The sequence below is a fragment of the Psychrobacter sp. CX14 genome (genome assembly GCF_057396205.2).
Genome location: NZ_CM183187.1, coordinates 90,779 through 112,918 on the forward strand (window position 1 = coordinate 90,779; position 22,140 = coordinate 112,918).

The 22,140-nt window shown below is 42.6% G+C and carries 20 protein-coding genes; 15 read left to right on the forward strand and 5 right to left on the reverse strand.

The features are described 5' to 3' along the window. Nucleotides 1–2 precede the first annotated feature (2 nt). From AC2SLO_RS00400 to AC2SLO_RS00420, 5 genes are all read left to right on the forward strand, one after another. A complete protein-coding gene (locus AC2SLO_RS00400; RefSeq protein ID WP_486540147.1) occupies nucleotides 3–980 on the forward strand; it encodes a 5-oxoprolinase subunit C family protein in 978 nt (325 codons plus the stop codon). Further along, the gene (gene pxpA / locus AC2SLO_RS00405) at nucleotides 970–1,740 is read left to right on the forward strand and encodes a 5-oxoprolinase subunit PxpA (protein WP_486540145.1); all 771 of its coding nucleotides are present in this window, start codon (nucleotides 970–972) and stop codon (nucleotides 1,738–1,740) included. The genes AC2SLO_RS00400 and pxpA overlap by 11 nt, the downstream gene beginning before the upstream one ends. 151 nt (nucleotides 1,741–1,891) lie before the next feature. Then, the gene (locus tag AC2SLO_RS00410; RefSeq protein WP_486540143.1) at nucleotides 1,892–3,076 is read left to right on the forward strand and encodes an NRAMP family divalent metal transporter; all 1,185 of its coding nucleotides are present in this window, start codon (nucleotides 1,892–1,894) and stop codon (nucleotides 3,074–3,076) included. Between the two features lie 60 nt (nucleotides 3,077–3,136). Beyond that, nucleotides 3,137–3,571: an acetyl-CoA carboxylase biotin carboxyl carrier protein gene (locus AC2SLO_RS00415; RefSeq protein ID WP_486540141.1), complete on the forward strand. Its 435-nt coding sequence runs from the start codon at nucleotides 3,137–3,139 to the stop codon at nucleotides 3,569–3,571. Nucleotides 3,572–3,738: 167 nt separating this feature from the next. Continuing rightward, nucleotides 3,739–5,103: an anhydro-N-acetylmuramic acid kinase gene (locus AC2SLO_RS00420; protein ID WP_486540139.1), complete on the forward strand. Its 1,365-nt coding sequence runs from the start codon at nucleotides 3,739–3,741 to the stop codon at nucleotides 5,101–5,103. 13 nt (nucleotides 5,104–5,116) lie between these two features. Here the strand turns inward: AC2SLO_RS00420 and trxC are convergent, their stop codons facing one another. Then, complete coding sequence (gene trxC / locus AC2SLO_RS00425) at nucleotides 5,117–5,551, reverse strand: thioredoxin TrxC (protein ID WP_486540137.1); 435 nt, start codon at nucleotides 5,549–5,551, stop codon at nucleotides 5,117–5,119. Between the two features lie 279 nt (nucleotides 5,552–5,830). Here trxC and AC2SLO_RS00430 point away from each other — a divergent pair, with 279 nt between their 5' ends. The 5 genes from AC2SLO_RS00430 (at nucleotide 5,831) to AC2SLO_RS00450 (ending at nucleotide 10,203) form a co-directional block, all read left to right on the forward strand. Then, entirely contained in the window at nucleotides 5,831–7,588 is a 1,758-nt protein-coding gene (locus AC2SLO_RS00430) for a SulP family inorganic anion transporter (protein ID WP_486540135.1), read from the forward strand. A 95-nt stretch (nucleotides 7,589–7,683) separates the two neighbouring features. Beyond that, nucleotides 7,684–8,010 carry a protein tyrosine phosphatase family protein gene (locus AC2SLO_RS00435; RefSeq protein WP_486540133.1) on the forward strand — a complete coding sequence of 109 codons (327 nt, stop codon included), beginning with the start codon at nucleotides 7,684–7,686 and terminating at the stop codon, nucleotides 8,008–8,010. Between the two features lie 109 nt (nucleotides 8,011–8,119). Further along, nucleotides 8,120–8,452: a protein tyrosine phosphatase family protein gene (locus AC2SLO_RS00440; RefSeq protein WP_486540131.1), complete on the forward strand. Its 333-nt coding sequence runs from the start codon at nucleotides 8,120–8,122 to the stop codon at nucleotides 8,450–8,452. Between the two features lie 67 nt (nucleotides 8,453–8,519). Then, nucleotides 8,520–9,323: a dienelactone hydrolase family protein gene (locus AC2SLO_RS00445; RefSeq protein ID WP_495637081.1), complete on the forward strand. Its 804-nt coding sequence runs from the start codon at nucleotides 8,520–8,522 to the stop codon at nucleotides 9,321–9,323. A 190-nt stretch (nucleotides 9,324–9,513) separates the two neighbouring features. Further along, entirely contained in the window at nucleotides 9,514–10,203 is a 690-nt protein-coding gene (locus AC2SLO_RS00450; RefSeq protein ID WP_486540127.1) for a (4Fe-4S)-binding protein, read from the forward strand. Between the two features lie 15 nt (nucleotides 10,204–10,218). Here AC2SLO_RS00450 and AC2SLO_RS00455 read toward each other — a convergent pair whose 3' ends face one another. After that, nucleotides 10,219–11,085, reverse strand: coding sequence for a LysR substrate-binding domain-containing protein (locus tag AC2SLO_RS00455; protein WP_486540125.1), 867 nt, complete (start codon nucleotides 11,083–11,085; stop codon nucleotides 10,219–10,221). Between the two features lie 218 nt (nucleotides 11,086–11,303). Between AC2SLO_RS00455 and AC2SLO_RS00460 the strand changes: the two genes are divergently transcribed. Further along, complete coding sequence (locus AC2SLO_RS00460; protein WP_486540123.1) at nucleotides 11,304–12,071, forward strand: glutathione S-transferase family protein; 768 nt, start codon at nucleotides 11,304–11,306, stop codon at nucleotides 12,069–12,071. A gap of 19 nt (nucleotides 12,072–12,090) precedes the next feature. Here the strand turns inward: AC2SLO_RS00460 and AC2SLO_RS00465 are convergent, their stop codons facing one another. Next, entirely contained in the window at nucleotides 12,091–12,987 is an 897-nt protein-coding gene (locus tag AC2SLO_RS00465) for a hypothetical protein (protein ID WP_486540121.1), read from the reverse strand. Between the two features lie 241 nt (nucleotides 12,988–13,228). On the opposite strand from AC2SLO_RS00465, the gene AC2SLO_RS00470 reads away from it, so the two are divergent. Continuing rightward, nucleotides 13,229–14,086, forward strand: a complete 858-nt coding sequence (locus AC2SLO_RS00470; RefSeq protein ID WP_486540119.1) for a bile acid:sodium symporter family protein — start codon at nucleotides 13,229–13,231, stop codon at nucleotides 14,084–14,086. A 185-nt stretch (nucleotides 14,087–14,271) separates the two neighbouring features. Here the strand turns inward: AC2SLO_RS00470 and AC2SLO_RS00475 are convergent, their stop codons facing one another. Further along, nucleotides 14,272–15,726 carry an alanine/glycine:cation symporter family protein gene (locus tag AC2SLO_RS00475; RefSeq protein WP_486540117.1) on the reverse strand — a complete coding sequence of 485 codons (1,455 nt, stop codon included), beginning with the start codon at nucleotides 15,724–15,726 and terminating at the stop codon, nucleotides 14,272–14,274. A 438-nt stretch (nucleotides 15,727–16,164) separates the two neighbouring features. Next, the gene (ahpF, locus tag AC2SLO_RS00480) at nucleotides 16,165–17,745 is read right to left on the reverse strand and encodes an alkyl hydroperoxide reductase subunit F (protein ID WP_486540115.1); all 1,581 of its coding nucleotides are present in this window, start codon (nucleotides 17,743–17,745) and stop codon (nucleotides 16,165–16,167) included. 472 nt (nucleotides 17,746–18,217) lie between these two features. On the opposite strand from ahpF, the gene AC2SLO_RS00485 reads away from it, so the two are divergent. The 3 genes from AC2SLO_RS00485 to AC2SLO_RS00495 all read left to right on the forward strand — a co-directional run bounded on the left by AC2SLO_RS00485 (nucleotide 18,218) and on the right by AC2SLO_RS00495 (nucleotide 22,078). Beyond that, nucleotides 18,218–18,445, forward strand: a complete 228-nt coding sequence (locus AC2SLO_RS00485; protein WP_486540113.1) for an HP1242/YdcH family protein — start codon at nucleotides 18,218–18,220, stop codon at nucleotides 18,443–18,445. A 559-nt stretch (nucleotides 18,446–19,004) separates the two neighbouring features. Beyond that, nucleotides 19,005–21,302, forward strand: coding sequence for a ribonuclease R (gene rnr, locus AC2SLO_RS00490; protein ID WP_486540111.1), 2,298 nt, complete (start codon nucleotides 19,005–19,007; stop codon nucleotides 21,300–21,302). Nucleotides 21,303–21,859: 557 nt separating this feature from the next. Continuing rightward, nucleotides 21,860–22,078, forward strand: a complete 219-nt coding sequence (locus AC2SLO_RS00495; protein ID WP_486540109.1) for a dodecin family protein — start codon at nucleotides 21,860–21,862, stop codon at nucleotides 22,076–22,078. Nucleotides 22,079–22,140 lie beyond the last annotated feature (62 nt).

Genomic DNA, 22,140 nt, shown 5'->3' on the forward strand with positions numbered 1-22,140 from the left:
AAATGAATAAGAACCAGAAACAGGCAACCACAATGAAAATTTTAGCCTCAAACGCACTGGCAAGTATTCAAGACAGGGGTCGCTTTGGCTTTCGTGGCTTAGGTGTTGGCCCCAATGGTGTGATGGACCCGTGGGCGCTGCAAGCAGGCAATGCGCTGATGAAAAATGATTTGGATGAGCCTGCTATCGAATTTGCTCTTGGTAGTATGGAATTTGAGTTTAGCCAAGATACCTGTTTTTGTTTAACCGGTGCTATTTACGAAGCTTACCTCGATGATACCCGAATCTATGGCTACTGGCGTATCAATGCCAAAGCTGGTCAAACCTTAAAACTGGTTCGTCCGCTACAGGGCATGTACGCCTATCTATGCGTACAAGGCGGATTTAATATCGAGCCGGTGCTTGGTTCAGCCAGTACCAATACCAAGGCTGAATTTGGTGGTAAAGAGGGTAGATTCTTGCAACAAGGCGACGACATTAGCTTAAAGACCACGCCGCACACGCCATTACCGGTTATTGGTGTACCGCGTCTGTTTAGTGATAATGACGACTTTGCACACAATATCATTCGTGTGGTCAAAAACAGTGAATACGACTGCTTTGATGACACCTCAAAAATGAACTTTGTGCAGCAGGACTGGAAAGTGGATACCAGCAGTAACCGTATGGGCTATCGCTGCGTCGGTAACATGCCATTAAAAACGATTGAAGATATCAGTATGAGTTCTCATGGTGTGGCCGCGGGCATGATTCAAGTACCGCCACAAGGCCAGCCGATTGTACTAATGGCCGATGCGCAAACCACTGGCGGTTATCCCAAAATAGCGACCGTTATTGAAGCCGATATTGGGCTAATGGCGCAAACCCGCTTTGGACAGCATTGCCGTTTTGAATTGGTATCAATGGAAGACGCTCTAGAGGCTCGTCAACAACGACAGCGCTACATCGAGCGCATTAGGAGATATGCAGATGACAATTAATAATACAAACCAGACCAAAAACGTCAGTGTTGATCTTAATGCGGACGTGGCCGAAGGCTGTGGTCAAGACGAGGCATTAATGGGTATTATCAGCTCAGCCAATGTCAGCTGCGGTCTGCATGCCGGCTCCTATCAGCATATGCTAGAGACCTTACAACTTGCCAAACAATATCAGGTACGAGTCGGCGCCCATCCTGGTCTTGATGACAAAGAAAACTTCGGTCGTACGCCGCAAGACTTAAGTGAAGCGGAATATCGGGCGCTGATAAGTTATCAATTAGGCGCTGCTAAAGCCGTCTGCAACTTGGTGGGCGTTGAGCTGAGCTATGTCAAACCGCATGGTGCGCTATATAACCAAGCCGCTAAAGATGAACGTTTGGCTAATATTGTGATCAGTGAAGTGAAACGCTTTGATCCCAGTTTGGCAATTATGGGGCTGTCAGGCAGCTATTTAATTAGCGTTGCCAAAGAACAGGGTATGGCATCAATCTCAGAAGTGTTCGCCGACAGAAATTACGAAAGCGATGGTTCCCTTGTCTCACGTACCAAAGACAATGCACTGATTCCCGACCCTGTTCAAGCAACACAGCACGCTCTACAGATGATAACCGAAGGCGTGGTTACCAGTGTCGATGGCACTAAAGTTGCCGTCGAGGCTCAAAGTATTTGTCTACATGGCGACAATGCACACGCCGTTAAGTTTGCCGCTGAGATTAAAAGCCAGCTAGAACAACAGGGCATTAAAATAATAGCGAGATAGACCCTTTTATCTCAAGCTCTATTTTGTATGTCGCTTCAATTTATACCTTATAGCGCTCTAATTTTACCTTATAGCGCTCTAATTTGATGACCGTTTTAATAAGCACGACTCACTTTTATTATCTTAAACAAAGCCTTTAATAAGGATGCCTATGAACGCCTTAAAGAAGAACAATACTGCCATACTCGGTGCCGCATTCTTAATGGCGACCTCGGCAGTGGGTCCAGGGTTTTTAACCCAAACTGCCACCTTTACTGAAAGCTTAATGGCCAGCTTTGGCTTTGTCATTTTGATTTCGATTATTATGGATATTGGGGTTCAGCTAAATGTCTGGCGTATTATTGCGGTCTCTAAAAAGCGGGCTCAGGAAGTCGCCAACCTTGTCTTCCCAGGGGTGGGTTACTTTTTAACCTTTTTAGTGGTGTTAGGGGGTCTGGCGTTCAATATTGGTAACATCGGTGGCGCTGGTCTTGGTATGCAAGCGGTATTTGACATCTCTCCTATTACTGGTGCTTTAATCAGTGGTGTCATAGCCGTGGCTATCTTCTTAAGCCGTGAAGCTGGGCCTATCATGGATAGGTTCACCCAACTTATGGGTTTTACGCTTCTGGTGCTCATAATCTATGTGATGTTTAAATCTAACCCGCCCTTTGCAGAAGCGGCCGCACGTACTATTATGCCAAGTAAAATCGATGCTATGGCGATTGTGACCTTAGTGGGCGGTACTGTCGGTGGTTATATTACTTTCTCAGGGGCACACCGGTTGCTAGAGGCGGGTATTAGCGGAGAGGAAAATCTGCCCTCAGTGACACGCAGCTCTGTATCAGGCATTTTGATTGCGTCCATTGTTCGGGTATTTTTATTCTTAGCTGTGTTAGGCGTGGTATCTAAAGGTATTGCGCTTGACCCGACAAATCCTGCTATGTCTCCGTTTCAGCATATCTTAGGTAATGTCGGTAAAATTATCTTTGGTATTGTTATTTGGGCCGCGTCGGTCACCTCTGTTATTGGCGCCGCTTATACCTCAGTGTCATTTATGAGTAGCTTCCATCCCTTTATTGAACAGTACAAACGTTACTTTATTATTACCTTTATTCTTATTTCTACCTTTGTGTTTGCTACCATAGGTAAGCCTGCGCAGTTATTGGTATTGGCCGGTACATTAAACGGTCTGATTCTACCGATTGCAATGATTATTATCTTAATTGCCGCGTACAGAAAAAATATTGTCGGCAATTATAAACATCCTATTTGGATTGCCGCATTTGGTTGGATTATTGCGATTATCATGAGTGGTCTAAGCTTTATGACGTTGGCAAATTATATAAGCGGTTAGTATGTTACTTTTAGCACCTCGCATCAGTGAGTTGGCGTTTATCAGTTTTGAGGTCTTAGCATGGATATAGAAATTATTGAAAAGATAGTACAACGTGTCGAGCGCAGTCAGGTGCATCAAGTGACTGTCGCTGACGGTGCACAATCTATTACTGTGGTCAATTATCTGTCAGGTCAATCTGTAGCAAGCTCTCAGGGCAATACAGCCGCTCAAGCAGACAGTTTGCCAAACACAGATGCTCAAAAAAAAGAGGACGCCAAAGCCTCTATCGTGAGCTCAACGTATGTCGGTCATGTCCAGCTTAGCCCAGACGGTGGTCCAGAGCTTTTGGTCAATCTAGGCGACAGCGTTGAGGTGGGTCAGACTATTGCTTATGTTGATGTGCTTAGCAAATTGCTGCCTGTTGAGAGTCAGATGGCGGGTATGGTTGATGAAATACTGGTTGAAACCGGTGATGCTGTTGAATACGGTCAGCCACTGCTTAAACTGCAATAAAGTCTACCCATAGTAGAAAATATAATTTTAAAAAAGGCTGTTAGAGAAATGCTCTAGCAGCCTTTTGTTTTGGCGTCCTTTTGGCTCATGAACCTTGCTTTTAAAGCCGACCCTTTGACAGTCTGTTATAATCAGAATACTTATTCTTATTGTACGGCACTTATCTTATGACCCAATCTATAAGCGACAATACCGCCCCTACCTTTGATGATTTTGAGCAGGCTTTTTCTGAGACTTTATTTGATAGCTTCGATACGGGCTATTATATCGGCATGATGTCAGGCACTAGCCTTGATGGCATGGACGCAGTAATTTGTCAGTTTGATGACACTCAAAATGAAAAAATTATCGCCACTCACAGTGCTCAATTTCCGGTTCAGCTTCGCGAGGTTTTACTGGCTTTATGTGAGCCTAATGGGACGCTTGAATTAGCAAATCCTGCCCGTAACGTTATCTTGGAGCAGCAGCCACGCAGTGAACTTGAGTGGTTTGGTTGGGCCAGTAAAGAATATGCAGAATTTGCCAGTACCGTGGTAAATGAGTTGCTTAAGAAGTCAGGCATCACAGCAGACGCCATCTTAGCCATTGGTTGTCATGGGCAAACCGTGCGCCATCGCCCAAATCTAGGGTTTACCTTGCAAATGGTCGATCCCAATATTATTGCAGAGCGAACGGGTATTAGCGTGGTAACCGACTTTCGTCGCCGCGATATGGCAGTGGGTGGACAAGGTGCGCCACTCGCACCCGCCTTTCATTCGGCACAGTTTGGTGATAGTAATATAGCAGCCACTAATACTGACGATGCGCAGCAAAACAAGCATCGTATTGTGGTCAATCTAGGCGGTATTTCTAACATTACTGTCTTGCCTGCCATTAATAACCATGGCAATCAAAGCCTTGGCGAAAAAGTGATTGGCTATGACACCGGACCGGCCAACATTTTGCTAGATGCATGGTATCAAAAGCATGTGGATCAGCTAAAGGTAGATTCAGATAATGCTGATTTTGAGACACTATATGATAAAGATGGGCAGTGGGCACGTTCGGGTAGGGTGAACCAAGAACTGCTTAATCAGCTATTGGCTCATGACTACTTCACTCAGCCCACCCCAAAGAGTACCGGCCGTGAGGACTTTAATTTAACTTGGCTTACCGCTCAAATCTCTAAACTTGATATCGAGCAGCAACAGGCACTTAACCCTGCTGACGTTCAAGCCACGCTTACCATACTGACTGCTCAAACGCTAACCGATGCCATTAAGGCCGAAGCAACTCGCCTTAACATGCAGCAAGGTGAAGTCGTGGTCTGTGGTGGCGGTGCATATAATCCTTATCTACTTGAGCAAATCTCAACTCTGCTACCGCAGTGGACGGTATTAACCAGTGAGGATTTTGGTATTGCGCCGACTTGGATAGAAGCCATGGCGTTTGCATGGCTTGCTCGTCAAACCATTATGGGTGAGACCGGCAACCTGCCAGCGGTTACCGGTGCCAATAAAGCGGTGGTGTTAGGTCAAGTGTGCTTTGCCTAATAGCCTTAAGATATTAAGCTAAAGACTGTACCCATTGTACAATTTGATTTACAGGCAATGCCCCTGATTGACGGGCAATCTCTTTACCGCCTTTAAATGCCACCATAGTCGGCAAACTACGAATGCCATACGGTGCAGCGGCTTGCTCAAACTGGTCAGTTTGTAGCTTCGCGAATACCACATTCGGTAATTGTGCTGCTGCTTGCTCAAACTGCGGTGCCATCATATGACAGGGTTGACACCAGCTTGCCCAAAAATCAACGATGGTTAAGACATCATTTTTTTGGATGGTTTTATGTGCAGTCTGATCGGTTAACATCACCGGCTTAGCAGTCAATAGCTGATGCTGACATTTACCACATTTTGGTGACTCAGTTAAACGGGCTTGTGGAATACGGTTGGTCGCAGCACAGTTTGGGCATACTAAATGAACAGAATCTGTTGTCATGGTCTTATCCTTTTATTCAATTTATTATTAAATTCGCTACTAAACGCTCATGATTAAGCAATATTTGCTTATATAAGGGCGGTGTTGCAACTCATCAACTTATTATAGGCGCTAATGCTGCTACAATACGTATTCGCTCAACAGCGGACTTGTAGCTGATTTGATGGCTGAGTCAGCGGTGTTGGTGCTGATAATAAAAATTCTTTTCTGAAATTGACCGTTCAAGATTTAAAACAGTTATATTCAGAAGGGGTCGACTAAATAGAAGATTTGGTGCTTATGTCACGCTCTTTTTCTCGCCTGCTACCGACTTGGATTACCCAATACTCGATGCCACTTTTGCCTGCCGATATCATTGCGGGTGTGGTAGTCGGGGTATTGGTTATTCCACAAAGCTTGGGTTATGCGGTGCTGGCAGGCTTACCCCCTGAATATGGGCTATACGCCTCTATCATGCCGGTACTGGTCTATGCGTGGGTCGGCTCAAGCAACGTACAAGCAGTTGGTGCCGTCGCTATCACGGCCATTATGACTGCGAGCGGCCTGCATGGACTCGCCGAACCGGGCAGCGCACAATACAGCTTATTAGCAAGCCTACTGGCACTAATGGTCGGTGTCTTATTGTGGGTAGCAGGACGATTAAAACTCGGCTGGATTATTCAATTTATCAGCCGCGGCGTCTCAGCAGGCTTCGTTAGTGGGGCAGCGATTCTTATCTTTGTAAGCCAAATTAAATACATCACGGGCATTTCTATCAGTGGTAACACACTGCCTAATGCACTTGTGTCCTTGCTAAAACAGGCAAATACTCTGCATTTACCTACCTTTATTCTGGGTGTTATTGCCTTTATTTTATTCATACTCAACCGCTATGCCAGTCGTATATTATGGGAGTCTTGGCTACCTAAGTCTGCTGCAAATTGGATGGGTCGTTTATTTCCGTTAATTGTGGTCATTATTGCCATTATTGCCAGTTATGTCGGGCAATGGTCGACGGATGGCATCCGGATTATCGGTAATATTCCAAGTGACTTACCGCAAATCTCCTTGCCGCATATAGACAGTCTATCGCAAGAGGTGTCTATGCTACCCACTGCAGGATTAATGGCATTAATCGCGTTTGTTTCGAGCAGCTCAGTTGCCAGCACCTACGCACGATTACGCGGTGAGAAGTTCAATGCTAATGAGGAGTTAAAAGGACTCGGGCTTGCTAATATTGCCGGCGGATTTAGCCAAAGCTTTCCAGTCGCCGGCGGATTTTCACGAACCGCCATTAATGTTGACTCTGGCGCTAGAACACCGCTTGCCAGCATCATTACCGTAATGGTCATGGTGGCAAGTCTATTAGTGCTCAGCCGAGCCATTGCGCCCCTGCCCTACGCCCTACTTGGCGCCATGATTATGGCATCCATTATTAGCCTCATTGATATCGACACCCTAAAGCAGGCATGGAAATCAGATCACCTAGATGCAATGAGCTACCTAGCTACCTTATTGGGCGTGCTTATCTTCGGACTAAATACCGGTTTGGTGATTGGTTTAATTGCCTCTTTTGCGGGGCTCATTTGGCAGTCCAGTCAGCCGCATATCGCTGTGGTTGGCAGATTATTAGGTACTGAGCATTTTCGTAACGTGAATCGTCATGACGTGATTACCTATGATAATCTATTAATCATACGTGTCGATGAAAGCCTGTTCTTTGGCAACAGTAATGCGGTACATACCCAGATTCACAATGCCCTTGAAGCGCACCCTAAAGCTGATAATCTAGTGCTGATTATGTCTGCAGTGAATCATATTGATTTGACCGCTCAAGAAATGCTAACCACGCTAAATCGTGAGCTGGTCGATAAAGAAAAACGGCTACATTATTCCGTTATCAAAGGTCCCGTGATGGATATCATCAAACATACGCCTGTGATTAAAGAGCTGTCTGGACGGGTATTTCTAAGCACGGTACAAGCAGTTATCTTACTCACCGATGATGATCCGCGCAACGATATTGTGCCGACCATTCAAAAACAAGAATTTGAATAGCCACTTGAAGAGACCAGAAAAACGTACAATAACGATGATTAGATTAAGACTATCATTCAAACTTACACATAACTTTTAACCCAAAGCCCCCCTTTATGAGCGATTCTCTTACTATTTATAAGCAGATTTATCCTGCTCAGTGCGCCAAGCTATCGAAGCTAGGCTACCGCTCGTTGATTAATATTCGTCCTGATAATGAGCAGCCCAATCAGCCGACAAGCCAAGCCATTAATGCTGCGGCACAGCAGGCTGATTTGGCATACGCTTATATCCCTTTTGACGAAGAGCGCCTAAGCTTGCAAACAGTGAGACGCTTTGCCGAGCATTATCACAGTCTGCCCAAGCCGATTATGCTGTTTTGCGGCTCGGGGGCACGTGCAAAATTGCTATACCAAAGTGCATTGATGCAAGGATTGCTATAAGTTATATTGAATCGAGTATCTTGTATTAACATCATTTACATCAACGTTATCTATAATGTCATTTAGTCGAAAACACTAAATTTTAATTACCCACCAATAAGGAAAATATATGTCACATCAAGTTAGCTTTGCCGGTCAAATTACCCCAGAACAAGTACAAGAAATTGCTGACCAAGGCTTTAAAACCATTATTAATAACCGCCCAGATGGCGAAGCACCCGATCAACCTACTAGCAGCGATATCGAAGCGGCTGCAAAAAAAGCGGGTCTTGCTTATAAAGAGATTTCGTTCGCAGGTAATGAATTAAATATGCAACATGTCGAAGATTTCGCTGACTATTTTAATCAAGCTGAGCAGCCTATCTTGATGTTCTGCCGTACCGGTAACCGCTCAAATGGCTTGTATGAAGCGGCCAAAAAGATGGATAAATTAGACGACTAATTTATTCTGTCCAATCGTCACCCCTCTATTGATACTGTATAAAATAAGAAACTATTAAGGAACTATGATGTCATTCTCAAACAAAGACTCGTCTATAAAAGCCCTTAAAAAACAATACAAATCACTGCTGGTTGGTGCATCAATCGGACTATTAACTTTGGGTGCTAGCCAAGCGGCCTCTGCGATTACCACTAAAAATATCACTTATACTGTCGATAATCAGGCTTATGAAGGCTATTACGCCAAAGCAGATACTCCCAACGCGCCCTTTATATTACTCCTGCATGATTGGGATGGCCTCACCGATTATGAACGCAAGCGTGCCGACATGCTCGCAACTGAAGGCTATAACGTATTAGCCGCTGACCTATATGGGCAAGGCATTCGACCTACCGAATTAGAAGATAAAAAACGCCTTACTGGTGAGTTATACCAAGACCGCAATAAAATGCGTCATTTAATTGAAGCCGCTCTAAATGCTGGTCAAGCCCAAGGCAATAATGTACGTGACGGAGTGACGATGGGCTATTGCTTTGGTGGCAGTGCTGCACTAGAGCTTGCCCGTTCTGGATTCCCTCAAAAAGCATTTGTTCCCTTTCATGGTGACCTTGCAACACCTCCCCTGCAAAACTATAACAATACTCAAGGTGAGATATTAGTATTCCATGGTACAGCCGATCAAGTCGTGCCTTTTGAGGACTTCACTACCCTTGGTAAAACACTTGAGGAAGCTCATGTACCTCATGAGATGATTACCTATAGTGGTGCACCGCATGCGTTTACTGACTTTGAAGCAGAGTCTTATGACGAACGTGCCGATAAACGCTCATGGAATCGTTATTTGGACTTCTTAGAAAAGCTATACCCTTAAATATGCAACTATTATAGCCATAAAGCATTTGCATTAAGACTTAATCAAAATATAATAAATAATAGTTTATTGAACATTCGTCCTACTCAATGCTAATTCATGGATAGATTTCAGCTGTAGAGCTCGGTCATCTTTTATTCTCTATCTAGCCAGCCAAGGCAGCAGCCTTGGCAAGCCAATAGGAACTCCAATGGACAACAATGATAATAATGTAGAAGTGGTCAAAACTGACGATGCAACGGTTACTTTTGATAGTAACCGCTGCATTCATTCACGCAACTGTGTGTTAGGTCGCCCTGATGTATTCGTTCCGAACGTCGACGGTGAATGGATTCATCCTGAAAACGCCTCCCCAGATGAACTGTTAGAGATTGCTCATAACTGCCCTTCTGGCGCCATTCAAGTATTTCATCCTGATGGCACACCGATGGAAACCGCACCGAAAGTGAATACTATTCGGGTGACAGAAAACGGGCCGTCTTATATTCATGCAAAACATAGCGTCCAAGGCAAGGATAATGGCACACGCATGGTGTTATGCCGCTGCGGACACTCGAAGCAAAAGCCTTATTGTGACGGCAGTCATAAAGAGGTTAACTTTGAAGCGACTGGCGAGCCGCCATCTGTTGAAATCAAACTACCAGAAGTAAAAGATGCCAGCGGCGGTGAGCTGCGTATTGAACCGATGAAAAACGGACCAAACTTCATCTACGGTAATGTAGAAGTGGTGACAGGAACCGCACCATTACCCGTGATACCGAAGTGCATTTATGCCGCTGCGGCCACTCTGGACACAAGCCATTTTGTGACAGCACCCATGCAAAAGTGGGCTTTGAAGCGGATGGTTTTGTGCCACCTGCTAAGAAATAAGGCCGTATAAAGTCTGATTTATTGACTAATATTTCGAGCATATCTCATTCAACTGCGCCCGTCCAAAATTTGGATGGGCGTTTGCAACTATGACCATCTCGATAATCACACTGGGTAATTTGGGCAGCCTAAAGGGTAATGGGTTGTTTTCATTATTCAGCACTGTCATCTCTCCTAAACTCCTATCTGCTACCACGGTAATCCCTTGCCCCGCCATCACTAAGCCTTTAATCGCACCTATGCTATTAGTACTAGACACAATGTAACTGTTTATATTTAGCTGACTTAAGCCTTGCACGGCAGCATGGTGAAACGCGCAACTTTCTTCAAATAGCACTAAAGGTACACCCCTCGTCTCTTTGTAAAGTGAACACAATCCCTGAACATCTCCATTAAAGGCCCAAACGCCTTCACTTTTTTCTAAATATTGCCCTGCCTCTTTGGTTGAGGATCGGGAGATAATTGCGGTATCAATATCACCATTGGCCAGCATTTGCTGCAAGTTAGTTGAATTATTACAGGTCACATGAATAGGTAAATTTGGCACATACCGACGTATTAACCCAATAACTTTAGGCAAAATACTATCTGCGTAATCGTCAGGGCATCCCAACCGCAGTGGTCTAATTATTTGTTGACTCATGCTCATTTGCCGCATTGCATCGTCATGCAGAGTAATAATATGCCGTGCATAGCTGAGTAAAAACTTGCCTTCTTCGGTTAACTCAAGCGATCGTCCTGCTGGTATAAACAATACTTTACCGGTTTGTTCAGCGAGCTTATTCATTTTTTGGCTAACTGCGCTTTGGCTCCGATATACTTGCTTAGCAGCTTGAGAATAACTACCCGTTTCTACTACCGCAATAAAGCAGCGTAATGCATCAATCTCCAATTTATCTCCTTTCTTAAAGTTTTTGAATAAATTAAATATCGACTCTATTTAGCCTGTATCGTTAACAGTAGCACATTTTATGACATTACTTTTTATAATACCCAAGCGATTTACTTATAGGTGATATCAGATTTTTACGTTCGTAAACGACCAATAAATCTTGCATACTACTTATTCGGTTTTATAAATTTTATATCTATAAATAATAAGGAAGTTTGATGAACATCCCTCTACTTGTTATCGGCAATAAAAACTATTCATCATGGTCGTTACGTGCATGGTTACTGTTAAAAGCATTCAATATTGATTTTAAAGAGCAAAAAATTGAGCTGTTTCATCCATCATCTAAACCCACCCTGGATAAATACTCTACATCAGGGAAAGTACCTGTACTAGTAGATTTTCAAGGTGACGCTCAGTCTAGTGTCAATATCACGGATAGCTTAGCGATTGCATTATATGCTAATGATTATTTAACCGATTTAGATATCTGGTCAGGACAACCAAAGTCCAAAGCTCTGCTTAATCAATCAGATACATCTGCCCGAGAGCAGCGAGCCTTTTGTCAGAGTATCGTGACTGAAATGCACTCAGGTTTTATCGGTCTGCGTCAGGTAATGGCTGTGAACATTCGGGCAACCGCAAGAATTACGCCCACGTCTGCTTGTCTTAAAGATTTACAGCGCATCGAATCTATTTTTGAGACGTGTTTAAACAGTGATGCTCATAAGAACAGTGAAAATAACTATCTCTTTGGCGACTTCACCATTGCTGATGCTTGGTATGCGCCTGTGGTATTCCGATTGCAAAGCTATGCCAATGCCTCAAATATTGAGCTAAAAATGACGACTCAGCGATATTGTGAGACTATGTTAAGTAATCCACATTTAAAGCAGTGGCGTGAGGACGCCCTAAAAGAAACGACCATATTACCAGAGGATGAAACAGGAGAGATATTGTCTGTGGAAGGTATCTTGGCAGATTAGTATTTGACAGATATGACCATTATTTAAGCGGATAATCTTCCGGTAAAACATAGCCCTTAGTAGGCACATAGAATATCTTATGTGTCTCACTATTATAGACTGTCTTATAGGTCGCACCTTGATTGTATTCATGACCATTAATGGTCAGTTTCAATGGATAGAACCCATTTTTTATCGTGTTGTTATCAATATCATACGTCACTTTAATCAAGTTACAGTACTCAATACGACTGTCTTTACTACACCCTGATGGTGCATAGTAGTTATTCTCAGACGAGGACTTTGCCATTATACGATGGTCCATAATCTGTTTTGAGCTAGGGTCTGGTGTTAATAAGACATACTCTGAAAAAGACTGGCTACCATGTGAGTCGCTGTGAGTATTGATAAATCCCCAATAATCAGGTGCCACTTGTATCAATTCCCAGTCCACCAACCCTTTGCCAAAGCTACCGGCATTCATAGCAGGATTAGCGTACTCAACCTGCCAGCCATCGGCTGTTAATTCTAGATCTGCGTTAGAATCTGATCTGGGCTTTAGAACCAACATCCCCACAAGACCCGTGTCTGCATGCGAACCAGAGTCTTCGCTACCGTCTTCATGAAAGGCGACTTCTCCACTGACTAACATATACAATCGCTTACCTTGAGAGGTATCCACCTGCAATAGCCTGTCCACTTTAATGCAATAGCCACTTTTATTGTACTGCCCCTCCCAACTTGATGAGCCGTCTTTAGCAAAAATACCTCGGCACTGTTTGGTCTCATTATAAATAGGGTAATACGATTTAATGATGTCATTGACCGTTTTTGCTGAGGCATGGCTGGCCACACTGATTGACACCATGGCAAATAATGCCAAAGACACCTTTCTTGATAACCCTTTAATCGATAACGTCTCTTTTAATACTGACATGCCATATCTCTATAAGATAAGTTTTAGATAGTTTAATAAATTACGTTAATCGACTTTCTATAGCAAGGTCTATAAACAGTGCTTTGCTCCATTTCATATTCAATCCATATCTATTATCGATAACTGAATAATGAATCATTGGCAGATTCACCATTTACGTTTATGATGAGGTCGTTACACTTTTATTTTCACACTTATGGCTTGCACACCAGTTAGCTACGTTTTTGACAAGGATTGTCTCATGAATCATGCACTCGCTCTGCTGCCATTAGCACTGGCCTATATTATGTTCACCTTGGGTACAGGGCTGACCACTACCGATTTTAAAATCATTGTCAAGCGCCCAAAAGTGTTCTTGCTCGGACTGTTTAGTCAAATATTACTAGTGCCTTTAGTGGCCATAATCGTCGTCACCTTGATGTCACCACCCCCTGCCATTGCATTTGGTATTATGCTAATCAGCTTTTGTCCCGGCGGTGTTACCAGCAATATTCTCACTTACCATGCCAAAGGTAATGTGGCGCTATCCATTGCACTCACCGGCGTGGTCAGCTTGTTATCTGTGATTACCCTACCTATTATGATTACGCTCGCCTTTAATCACTTTATGCAGGACCAAGCCGGCTCAATCAGCGCCTTAAAGATTGGGTTGGTTATGTTTTTAATCACTACCTTGCCGGTCGGTTTAGGTATGTTAGCACGTCATAAATTTACTGACTTTATGACACGCAGAAGCGGCTTATTAAATGGCTTGGCCAGTTTGTTTTTTGTGGTAATCGTTATTGCAGCTATTGCCTCAAACTGGAGGTTGACTCAATCACATATTACTGAAATCGGACTGGAACTGGCGTTAATTATTGCGATTTTGTTTGCATTGAGCTTACTTGTTGCCAGAGCGTTTCATCTGAGCTGGACAGATGCCAAAACGATCTCTATTGAAACCAGCATCCAAAACAGCACCACGGCGATAACGCTTGCGCCGATTATTATTGGCACTTCTGTGGCACTACCAGTGATTGCACTGCCTGCCGCTTTGTATGGAATACTGATGTATGTTATCGCGCTGCCAGTAATTGCCTATGTGCGTGGCAAACAATAACTCAAGCATCATTTAATAAGTTATCACGGCTATGACGTTGGCAACCGAATTAGACCATACAACATTCCAAAGCAATCAACCTAATGACCCTCGCTATTGAAAAACAAAAAAAGCCACCGTAACCACTGTTACGGCGGCTACGATGGCTCTATTGTGAAAGGTTGGACGTTAGCAATGAACCCGATTTAAGATTTTTGCTTGAGCTCTTTGGCTTCTAATACGGCCTCTTTACCCCAAGCAGCCAAATCTAAGTCAAGTTTTTCATACTCTTTTGCATCAAATAACGGTACTTTGACACCGGCTTTTAATTGACCTGCAAAGTCATCAAGCAAACGCTTGGCACGTGGGAATAGCATAATCAGTGCCAATAAGTTGGCCAATGCCAATACACCCATTAGTGGATCTGCGAAGAAGAATACCTCTGTTGCTGTTGGCGCAACTGCACCGACGAATAAAATAGCAACCACCACCACACGTAAAATAAAGGTCGCCGTTTTAATATTATCTTTTACCAAAAAGTTAATCGCATTTTCGCCCATATAGTAGTTATACATAATAGAGCTTAAGGCGAATAATAATAGCGATATGGTTAGCACATACTGTGACCATTCTCCAAGCTCGCTAGTTAATGCCTGTTGCGCTAATACAATACCGTCAATCTCAACACCGGGCTGATACACACCGCTCAATAAAATCATAAACGCAGTAGCACTACACACCACGATAGTGTCAATAAATACAGACAACGATTGCGAGATACCTTGGCTCACTGGATGGGTCGCATAAGCAGTTGCCGCAACGTTTGGTGCTGAGCCTAAGCCGGCCTCATTTGAGAACAGACCACGCTTCATACCTTGCTCAATGGCAACACCAATACCGCCGCCGACCACTGACTCAAACCCAAACGCATTTTTGACAATCATAGTGATTAGTGCTGGCAGTTCCGTGATATTTAGCACAATAATGACCACTGCCATTAATAGGTAAATTAGCGCCATAATAGGAATCACGATGTCAGCAGCTTTTGCAATACGCTTGATACCACCAAACACAATAAACCCGCCAGCGATAACCAAAATGACGCCTGAAATCCAGCGTTCAATACCAAAGCTTTCTAACGCTGAGCCTGCCACCGTGTTGCCTTGGAATGCCACAAAGCCAATTGAGAATGACAATAATAATGACACCGCATAGATAACTGCTAGCCATTTATACTCACGACCTAAGCCGTGCAAGATATAGGTTGCTGGACCACCACGGAAGTTGCCTTCATGGTCTTTGCGCTTATACAGCTGCGCCAAGCTACATTCGACAATACTGGTCATCATACCGATGGCCGCTACTGTCCACATCCAAAACACCGCACCTGGACCCCCCAGTGAGATAGCAACCGCGACACCAGCGATGTTACCACCGCCGACACGCCCGCCGATAGAGACCAATAGTGCCTGACGCGCTGTAATACCACCTTCTCCGACTTCATCGCTGCGGAATACCGAAAACATGCGTTTAAAATATCTAATCTGTGCAAAATTACCGACTATCGTAAACAATAGCCCAAAAATGATGAGCATCGGGACAAGCGACCACCCCCATGTCAGATCACCCACTTTGCTAAAAAATGCTTGAATTAACTCCATCGTATTCTCATTCCTTTTAAAGTAAACCCTGCATCTGGTTAGGCCATAGACACACCATCAAAATAAAAACGCCATCAATGAGAGTGCATCAGATACAAGACAGTCAAGTGAATTTGGACACCTAGACCTTTAAACGAGCTGCTTAGCATTTATAATAAATGGCTTAATAGCACAGTTAATAGACACGTTTATCAGCGGTGCGCTCAGTTCTGGGGGTATATTCTAAAGCAAAATAGACGCTAAGATTATAGAAATTAAAATTAAAAACAGATAACTACTTGAGTATCGTAAGTTGACCAAATCAATTAAAACTAAGGCGATTAAGCTCAAATAAAAAAGCCAGCCTACACTACTGTAGGATGGCTTTTTAAGTCACTCAATATTAAATCATAGTAGTACATACAAATGATTTAACAGTAGGCTAATAAATCATGCAAATTATTGCATCACAAGGTATTCAAATGCGGATAACGCCGCTTTACTACCCTCGCCCATTGCAATGTTGATTTGCTTAAACGGTACGGTAGTCACATCGCCCGCAGCAAAGATACCTCTGCGGTCTGTTCGGCAAGCTTCATCAATTTCGATTTCGCCAAAGCGATTCACATCGACAAACCCTTTAACAAACTCAGAATTTGGTACCAAACCAATTTGCACGAATACCGCCGACAATTCTTGCTCTTTGGTTTCGCCGCACGTGCGGTCTTCATACACGATGGATGTCACTTTACCGTCAGCTGCTTTAATTTCTTTGGTCGCCGCTGAGGTAATAATGTTAATATTTTTAGTCTCTTTGGCTTTGTTAATCAATACTTGGTCCGCTTTTAAGCCATCCGCGAATTCAAATACTGTGACGTTTTTCACGATACCCGCTAAGTCTAACGCCGCTTCGATACCTGAGTTACCGCCACCGATAACTGCGATATCTTTACCTTTAAAGAATGGACCATCACAGTGTGGGCAGTATGCAACACCGCTACCGATATTTTCTTCTTCACCAGGAACGTTCAGCTTACGCCACTGAGCACCTGTTGCGATGATGATACTGCGGGTCTCAAACTGCTCACCGGTATTAAGATGAATGTTATAGTTTTCATCTTCAGTTTCAGACAGCTGTTTGACGCTGACGTGCTCTTTGATATTAATGTCGTACTCTTTAAGGTGTTTTTCAAAGTTAGCTGACAGCTCGTTACCCGTGGTTAAAGGCACAGAGATTAAGTTTTCAATTGCTTGAGTATCTTTCACCTGTCCACCGATACGGTCAGCAATGATAGTAACTTTTAAACCTTTACGTGCGCTATAAATCGCTGATGCCACGCCTGCTGGACCACCTCCAATAACGGTAACGTCTTGACGCTCTAGCTGCTCTTGGTCATTGGCGCTCGCCGCATTCAATAAGTCTGGGTATTCTGCTTGTAGCTTATCGATAATGCGCGCCGTGTCCACTTTACCATTTAAGAAAGGCTTGCCATTCAAAAATACCGCTGGTACGCCTTGAATGTTGTTGGCTTCGACTTGCTCTTGGAACAAGCCACCATCAATCATCTCGTTACTAATGCCATCATTCAATAACGCAAACTGGTTAAGCGCCTGCACCACTTCCGGACAGTTGTGGCAAGACAGAGACACATAAGTTTGGAACTGTAATGGTTGACCAATACGCTTCACCATCTTTTGAATACTTTCATCAAGCTTTAGTGTGTGACCGCCGGCTTGTAAGATGGCTAAGATTAGCGATGTAAACTCATGACCGCCTGGAATACCACTAAATACGATACCCGTTTCATTATTAACATCATCGCCTTCGCTTGTAATCTTGAAGCTGATTGGGCTTGGTAGACTGTCGTCAGTGTTGCTCTCATCAAACTTAATCTTGTCGGTTGTTCCCGCAATTTTGGTCAAGAAATCAACCAGTTCGGCACGTTTTTGATGCTCACCGGCACCAATAACAAAACTAATAGGGCGAGTCATTTTTTCACTATAGCTTTTTACCGCATCTAATAAACTTTGGTCTAACATATCGAACTCCTCATTCGGGGCTGTTATCTATATCAATGTTCTAAAATAGGGAATAAATACGATTTAATTGATGGTTGAATAATTATTGTTGCATTAGTTGCTCACTAAGCAGCGTAATGGCAAGTAAATAAAGGATTACTGATTAGCTTATGTCTTTATTATCGGGGCATAGGCGCAAAACAACAAGCGTATAAAGCTGAATAATATGATTGATAAAACTGAACTATTATAGAAATTAGTTTTGTAATACTTATTATTGATAAAAACTGACACCATTTATACTTTTTGACAGGTAAATTGTAAGTTAAGCCAAAACTAAGTGTTTTTGCCATGGTCAACACTTGATATTTTGGGTACAATTTAATGAGAAGGTAATAAAAATAAATATACTTTCTCTTTGATGGGTAATCTACTTAATGCTCCTTATGCTACCCATTTGATTTATGTAACCCAACCCAAAAAGGATAATGATATGTTCCATGAACATCGTGATTTAATTTCTGAGCTTAAGAATACTGACACTCATTTCCAAAAAATGTTCAAAGAGCACAACGACTTAGACACTGAAATCGATAAGCTTGAAAATGATGTGGTTAAGTCAGCAAGCCGTGAAGACGAAATCGATGAAATGAAACGTCGCAAGCTTGCACTAAAAGACGAGATTGGTCGTTATTTAGACGAAAAAAGCAAACAGAAGTAATGCGATAGCATAATTTGCCTGTTATAGGCGATAAAGCCCCCTCTTATAAGAGCGGGCTTTATTTTTATCTATAAAGTTAAAAGGCAGGCTTAATGTTATTTACGTTTGTTAACGTGGACTATCATTGCCGGTCATACTTATTCACTCTTTTTTTATGTTAATATACTTGTCATAGGCAGCGACCTTGCTTGCTTAAACACTCTAAATGACACATTGTGAAAATATAATAAGCGTCATTGAGTCTTTATTTAACGCTCAATGTCTTAGATGTGACCTCATTTATTTGTGTTATAAACAGCCGCAGCGCTTGTAAAAGGTTGATACTGTCTCGATTATCAATGTATAGATTGATATTAACGAGCAGACGCTATCCCTATTTAACAGTTAGTATTTAACTAAATAACAAGCAGTAAGCTAAGCGATAAATAGTCAGTACCTAAGCAGGTTAAGCAAGTAAGTAAGTGATTTATTAACAATCAAGCATAACGCTTAACCCTATTCTATAAGCAAGACTCACATTTCGACTCAATTAAAATATAAATAACTTATACGGTATTCTATGACCTGGAACGATCCAAACGCACAACAAGAAGCTCAAAACTACGACAATCCTATCCCAAGCCGTTTGCTTATTTTGCAAACCTTAGCGGATAAGGGTGAGCTGACTCACAAGCAATTAGCCGAATCTTTTGGCATCACCAATGAAGATCAGTTTGATGCCTTAGGTAATCGCTTAAAAGCGATGGTACGCGATGGCCAAGTCAATCGCGACGGCAGACCTTATAAATATCGTGCTGTAACCAAACAAGATGTGGTTAATGGTACGGTTTCTGCACATGCCAAAGGTTTTGGCTTTGTGGTGCTAGATGATATGCCAGACTTGTTTTTACATGAAAAGCAAATGCGCTGGGTATTTAATGGCGACACTGTCGATGCGATTGGTACTTCAACCGATAATCGTGGCCGCACAGAAGGCCGTATTATCGAAGTAACCGACCGTCAACAGACCCATTTTATTGGCACACTTGAAAAAGATGACGAAGGTTATACCGTCAGTCTAGCCAGTCCAAATAACCATCAACCAATTACCGTGACTGAAGCCAACGTTAAGGCCATGAATGCCAAACTTGGTGTCCCAGTAAAAGTTGATATTATTGATTGGCCAAACCAGCACGAATTTGCTACTGGTAAAATTATTGAAGTAATGGATGACGATAACGACCGTGAGGTTATTATCGAGACCACCTTGCTTAACTACGATATCCCAAGCGAATTTGGTGCAGCGGTACTAAAACAAGCCAACAGCTATAAAGAGCCGACCGAAAAAGACGTCAAAGGCCGTACAGATATTCGTGACCTACCAATGGTTACCATTGATGGCGAAGATTCACGTGACTTTGATGATGCGGTATTCGCTGAAAAACGCTCGGGCGGTAACTACCGTGTGGTCGTTGCAATCGCAGATGTCAGCCATTATGTGACACCAAATTCAGCACTTGACCATGAAGCCTTTGAGCGTGGTACCTCTGTTTACTTCCCACATCACGTGGTTCCGATGCTACCAGAAGTACTATCAAATGGCCTGTGCTCGTTAAACCCAGGTGTTGACCGTTTATGTATGGTGGCAGATATCAAACTGTCGCGTGCCGGCAATATCACTGGTTATGAGTTCTATCCATCAGTGATGCATTCGCAAGCACGTCTGACCTACAATCAAGTAAACGATTACTTTGATGGTAATAAAGAAGGCGTTCCTGAATCGTTAACCGACAATAAAGACGTTAAGAAGTCTGTCGATACCATGCATCAGTTATATAAAGTGCTGGTGAAAAAACGCGAACAGCGTAATGCGATGGAGTTTGAGACGCCTGAGACTTATATCAAGTTTAACGAAGAAGGTGGCATTGAGGCTATCGTACCGCGTACTCGTGGCGATTCACACAAACTGATTGAAGAGTTAATGCTACTTGCCAACACTTGTGCGGCTAACTTTGCATTAAAAGAAGAGCTGCCGGTACTGTATCGTAACCATGATAAGCCTAATACCGAAAAGTCGAGCATGATTCATGAGTATGCCAAAAACTTTGGTATCGCTTTCCCAGAAGAAAGCCCGACTCAAGCGGATTACAAGCGTATTATCGAAGCGACAAAAGATCGTCCAGATGCGGTGAGTATTCACAGTATGCTACTGCGTTCTATGATGCAGGCTAACTACTCGCCTGATAACATCGGTCACTTTGGTTTGGCTTACGACGAGTATTCACACTTTACCTCGCCGATTCGCCGCTATCCTGACTTAATGCTGCATCGTGCGATTAAAGCAAAAGTCACTGGTAAAAAACAGCCAGAGATGGACTTTACGCTAGAAGAGGCAGGCCAACAAACCTCAGATACCGAGCGCCGTGCCGAAAAAGCCTCTCGCTTTGTTGAAAGCTGGCTGAAGTGTCATTATATGAAAGACCACGTTGGTGAAGAGTTTGATGGTGTCGTCACCGCAGTGACCAGCTTTGGCCTGTTTATTAACCTAACTGAACTGTTTATTGATGGTTTGGTGCATATCTCAAACGTCGGTAATGATTACTTCGTTTATGATGAGAAGCAGCAGCAGTTGATTGGTAAAGACAAAGGTAACTTATACGGCTTAGGTGACTTGGTACGTATTAAAGTAGCCGGTGTTAATATGGACTTGTTACAAATTGACTTTGATTTAATCGCTAAGCTAAAAGCCAGCGCCATGAATCAAACTAAAAAAGAGGGTAAGGCCAAACCTGCAAATCAAAGCAAAGCAGGTGATGAGAAGAAACCAACTCGTCGCCGTAACAGCCGCAGTAAAAGCAAACCGAAACCTAAAAGCTAATAATTAATTATTGGCTCAGTTTAAAGTTAGTTGTGAACTGTTATCTTATTTAATCAGTCACCTTAAATAACTGAGTCATCAATACCTTGAAACCCAAAGCTGTTTAGCCCTGCTAAGCAGCTTTTCTTTTGCCCTAATATTTTTGCCATAATTATAGGGTTTTAAATAAATACCAAATCTTGACATTAATATGAAAACTGTGGGCAACACCGAGAGATATTATAACGTTCTATATTTTTACCAATTATCATTATAATAGGGCTAAATATTTAAATATTAGCTTATAAAACAATAACTTAATCACAACCTTATACCTAGTATGATGTCCACAAGAATAGTGTTAGAATAATAGTTAGGCAGACAAGTTTCTACTGATTCGTCATCAAATTCAATCAATGATAATGATGTTAGTCATAACGTTGAATTTAGTTATGAGATTAGTTTACGTCTTCATAAGTAAATTAACAGATAGGGCTCAGGTCGCCTACGTTACATTCAGTGTTTAAATAAATACTGTTTTATTAATAAGAAAATTAACCATAAAAAGGAATTATATAATGACAGTTGCTAAGAATATTGAAGTCAGCAGTACCTCAACCAAAAGCTTTGAAGATGCCATTCAAAAAGGTATCGCACAAGTTTCTAAAACAGTAAATAGCGTCCAAGGCGCTTGGGTCAAAGAACAAAAAGTCGGTGTATCTGATGGTAATATCAGCTCATACCATGTAATCATGATTGTTAGTTTTGTGATCGATGGCAGTGAAGATATGGGTTAACCCCTTACTTTGAACCTTTTTATTCTATAAAAAAGAACAAAAAATACCGCTATCTTAGATAG

Coding starts and splice junctions, on each gene's coding strand:
- AC2SLO_RS00450 (WP_486540127.1), top strand. CDS start 9,514: ATGGACAACAATGATAATAATGTAGAAGTGGTCAAAACTGACGATGCA.
- AC2SLO_RS00445 (WP_495637081.1), top strand. CDS start 8,520: ATGTCATTCTCAAACAAAGACTCGTCTATAAAAGCCCTTAAAAAACAA.
- AC2SLO_RS00460 (WP_486540123.1), top strand. CDS start 11,304: ATGAACATCCCTCTACTTGTTATCGGCAATAAAAACTATTCATCATGG.
- AC2SLO_RS00470 (WP_486540119.1), top strand. CDS start 13,229: ATGAATCATGCACTCGCTCTGCTGCCATTAGCACTGGCCTATATTATG.
- AC2SLO_RS00410 (WP_486540143.1), top strand. CDS start 1,892: ATGAACGCCTTAAAGAAGAACAATACTGCCATACTCGGTGCCGCATTC.
- AC2SLO_RS00485 (WP_486540113.1), top strand. CDS start 18,218: ATGTTCCATGAACATCGTGATTTAATTTCTGAGCTTAAGAATACTGAC.
- AC2SLO_RS00420 (WP_486540139.1), top strand. CDS start 3,739: ATGACCCAATCTATAAGCGACAATACCGCCCCTACCTTTGATGATTTT.
- trxC (WP_486540137.1), bottom strand. CDS start 5,551: ATGACAACAGATTCTGTTCATTTAGTATGCCCAAACTGTGCTGCGACC.
- AC2SLO_RS00465 (WP_486540121.1), bottom strand. CDS start 12,987: ATGTCAGTATTAAAAGAGACGTTATCGATTAAAGGGTTATCAAGAAAG.
- AC2SLO_RS00495 (WP_486540109.1), top strand. CDS start 21,860: ATGACAGTTGCTAAGAATATTGAAGTCAGCAGTACCTCAACCAAAAGC.
- ahpF (WP_486540115.1), bottom strand. CDS start 17,745: ATGTTAGACCAAAGTTTATTAGATGCGGTAAAAAGCTATAGTGAAAAA.
- pxpA (WP_486540145.1), top strand. CDS start 970: ATGACAATTAATAATACAAACCAGACCAAAAACGTCAGTGTTGATCTT.
- AC2SLO_RS00400 (WP_486540147.1), top strand. CDS start 3: ATGAATAAGAACCAGAAACAGGCAACCACAATGAAAATTTTAGCCTCA.
- AC2SLO_RS00440 (WP_486540131.1), top strand. CDS start 8,120: ATGTCACATCAAGTTAGCTTTGCCGGTCAAATTACCCCAGAACAAGTA.
- AC2SLO_RS00475 (WP_486540117.1), bottom strand. CDS start 15,726: ATGGAGTTAATTCAAGCATTTTTTAGCAAAGTGGGTGATCTGACATGG.
- AC2SLO_RS00430 (WP_486540135.1), top strand. CDS start 5,831: ATGTCACGCTCTTTTTCTCGCCTGCTACCGACTTGGATTACCCAATAC.
- AC2SLO_RS00435 (WP_486540133.1), top strand. CDS start 7,684: ATGAGCGATTCTCTTACTATTTATAAGCAGATTTATCCTGCTCAGTGC.
- rnr (WP_486540111.1), top strand. CDS start 19,005: ATGACCTGGAACGATCCAAACGCACAACAAGAAGCTCAAAACTACGAC.
- AC2SLO_RS00415 (WP_486540141.1), top strand. CDS start 3,137: ATGGATATAGAAATTATTGAAAAGATAGTACAACGTGTCGAGCGCAGT.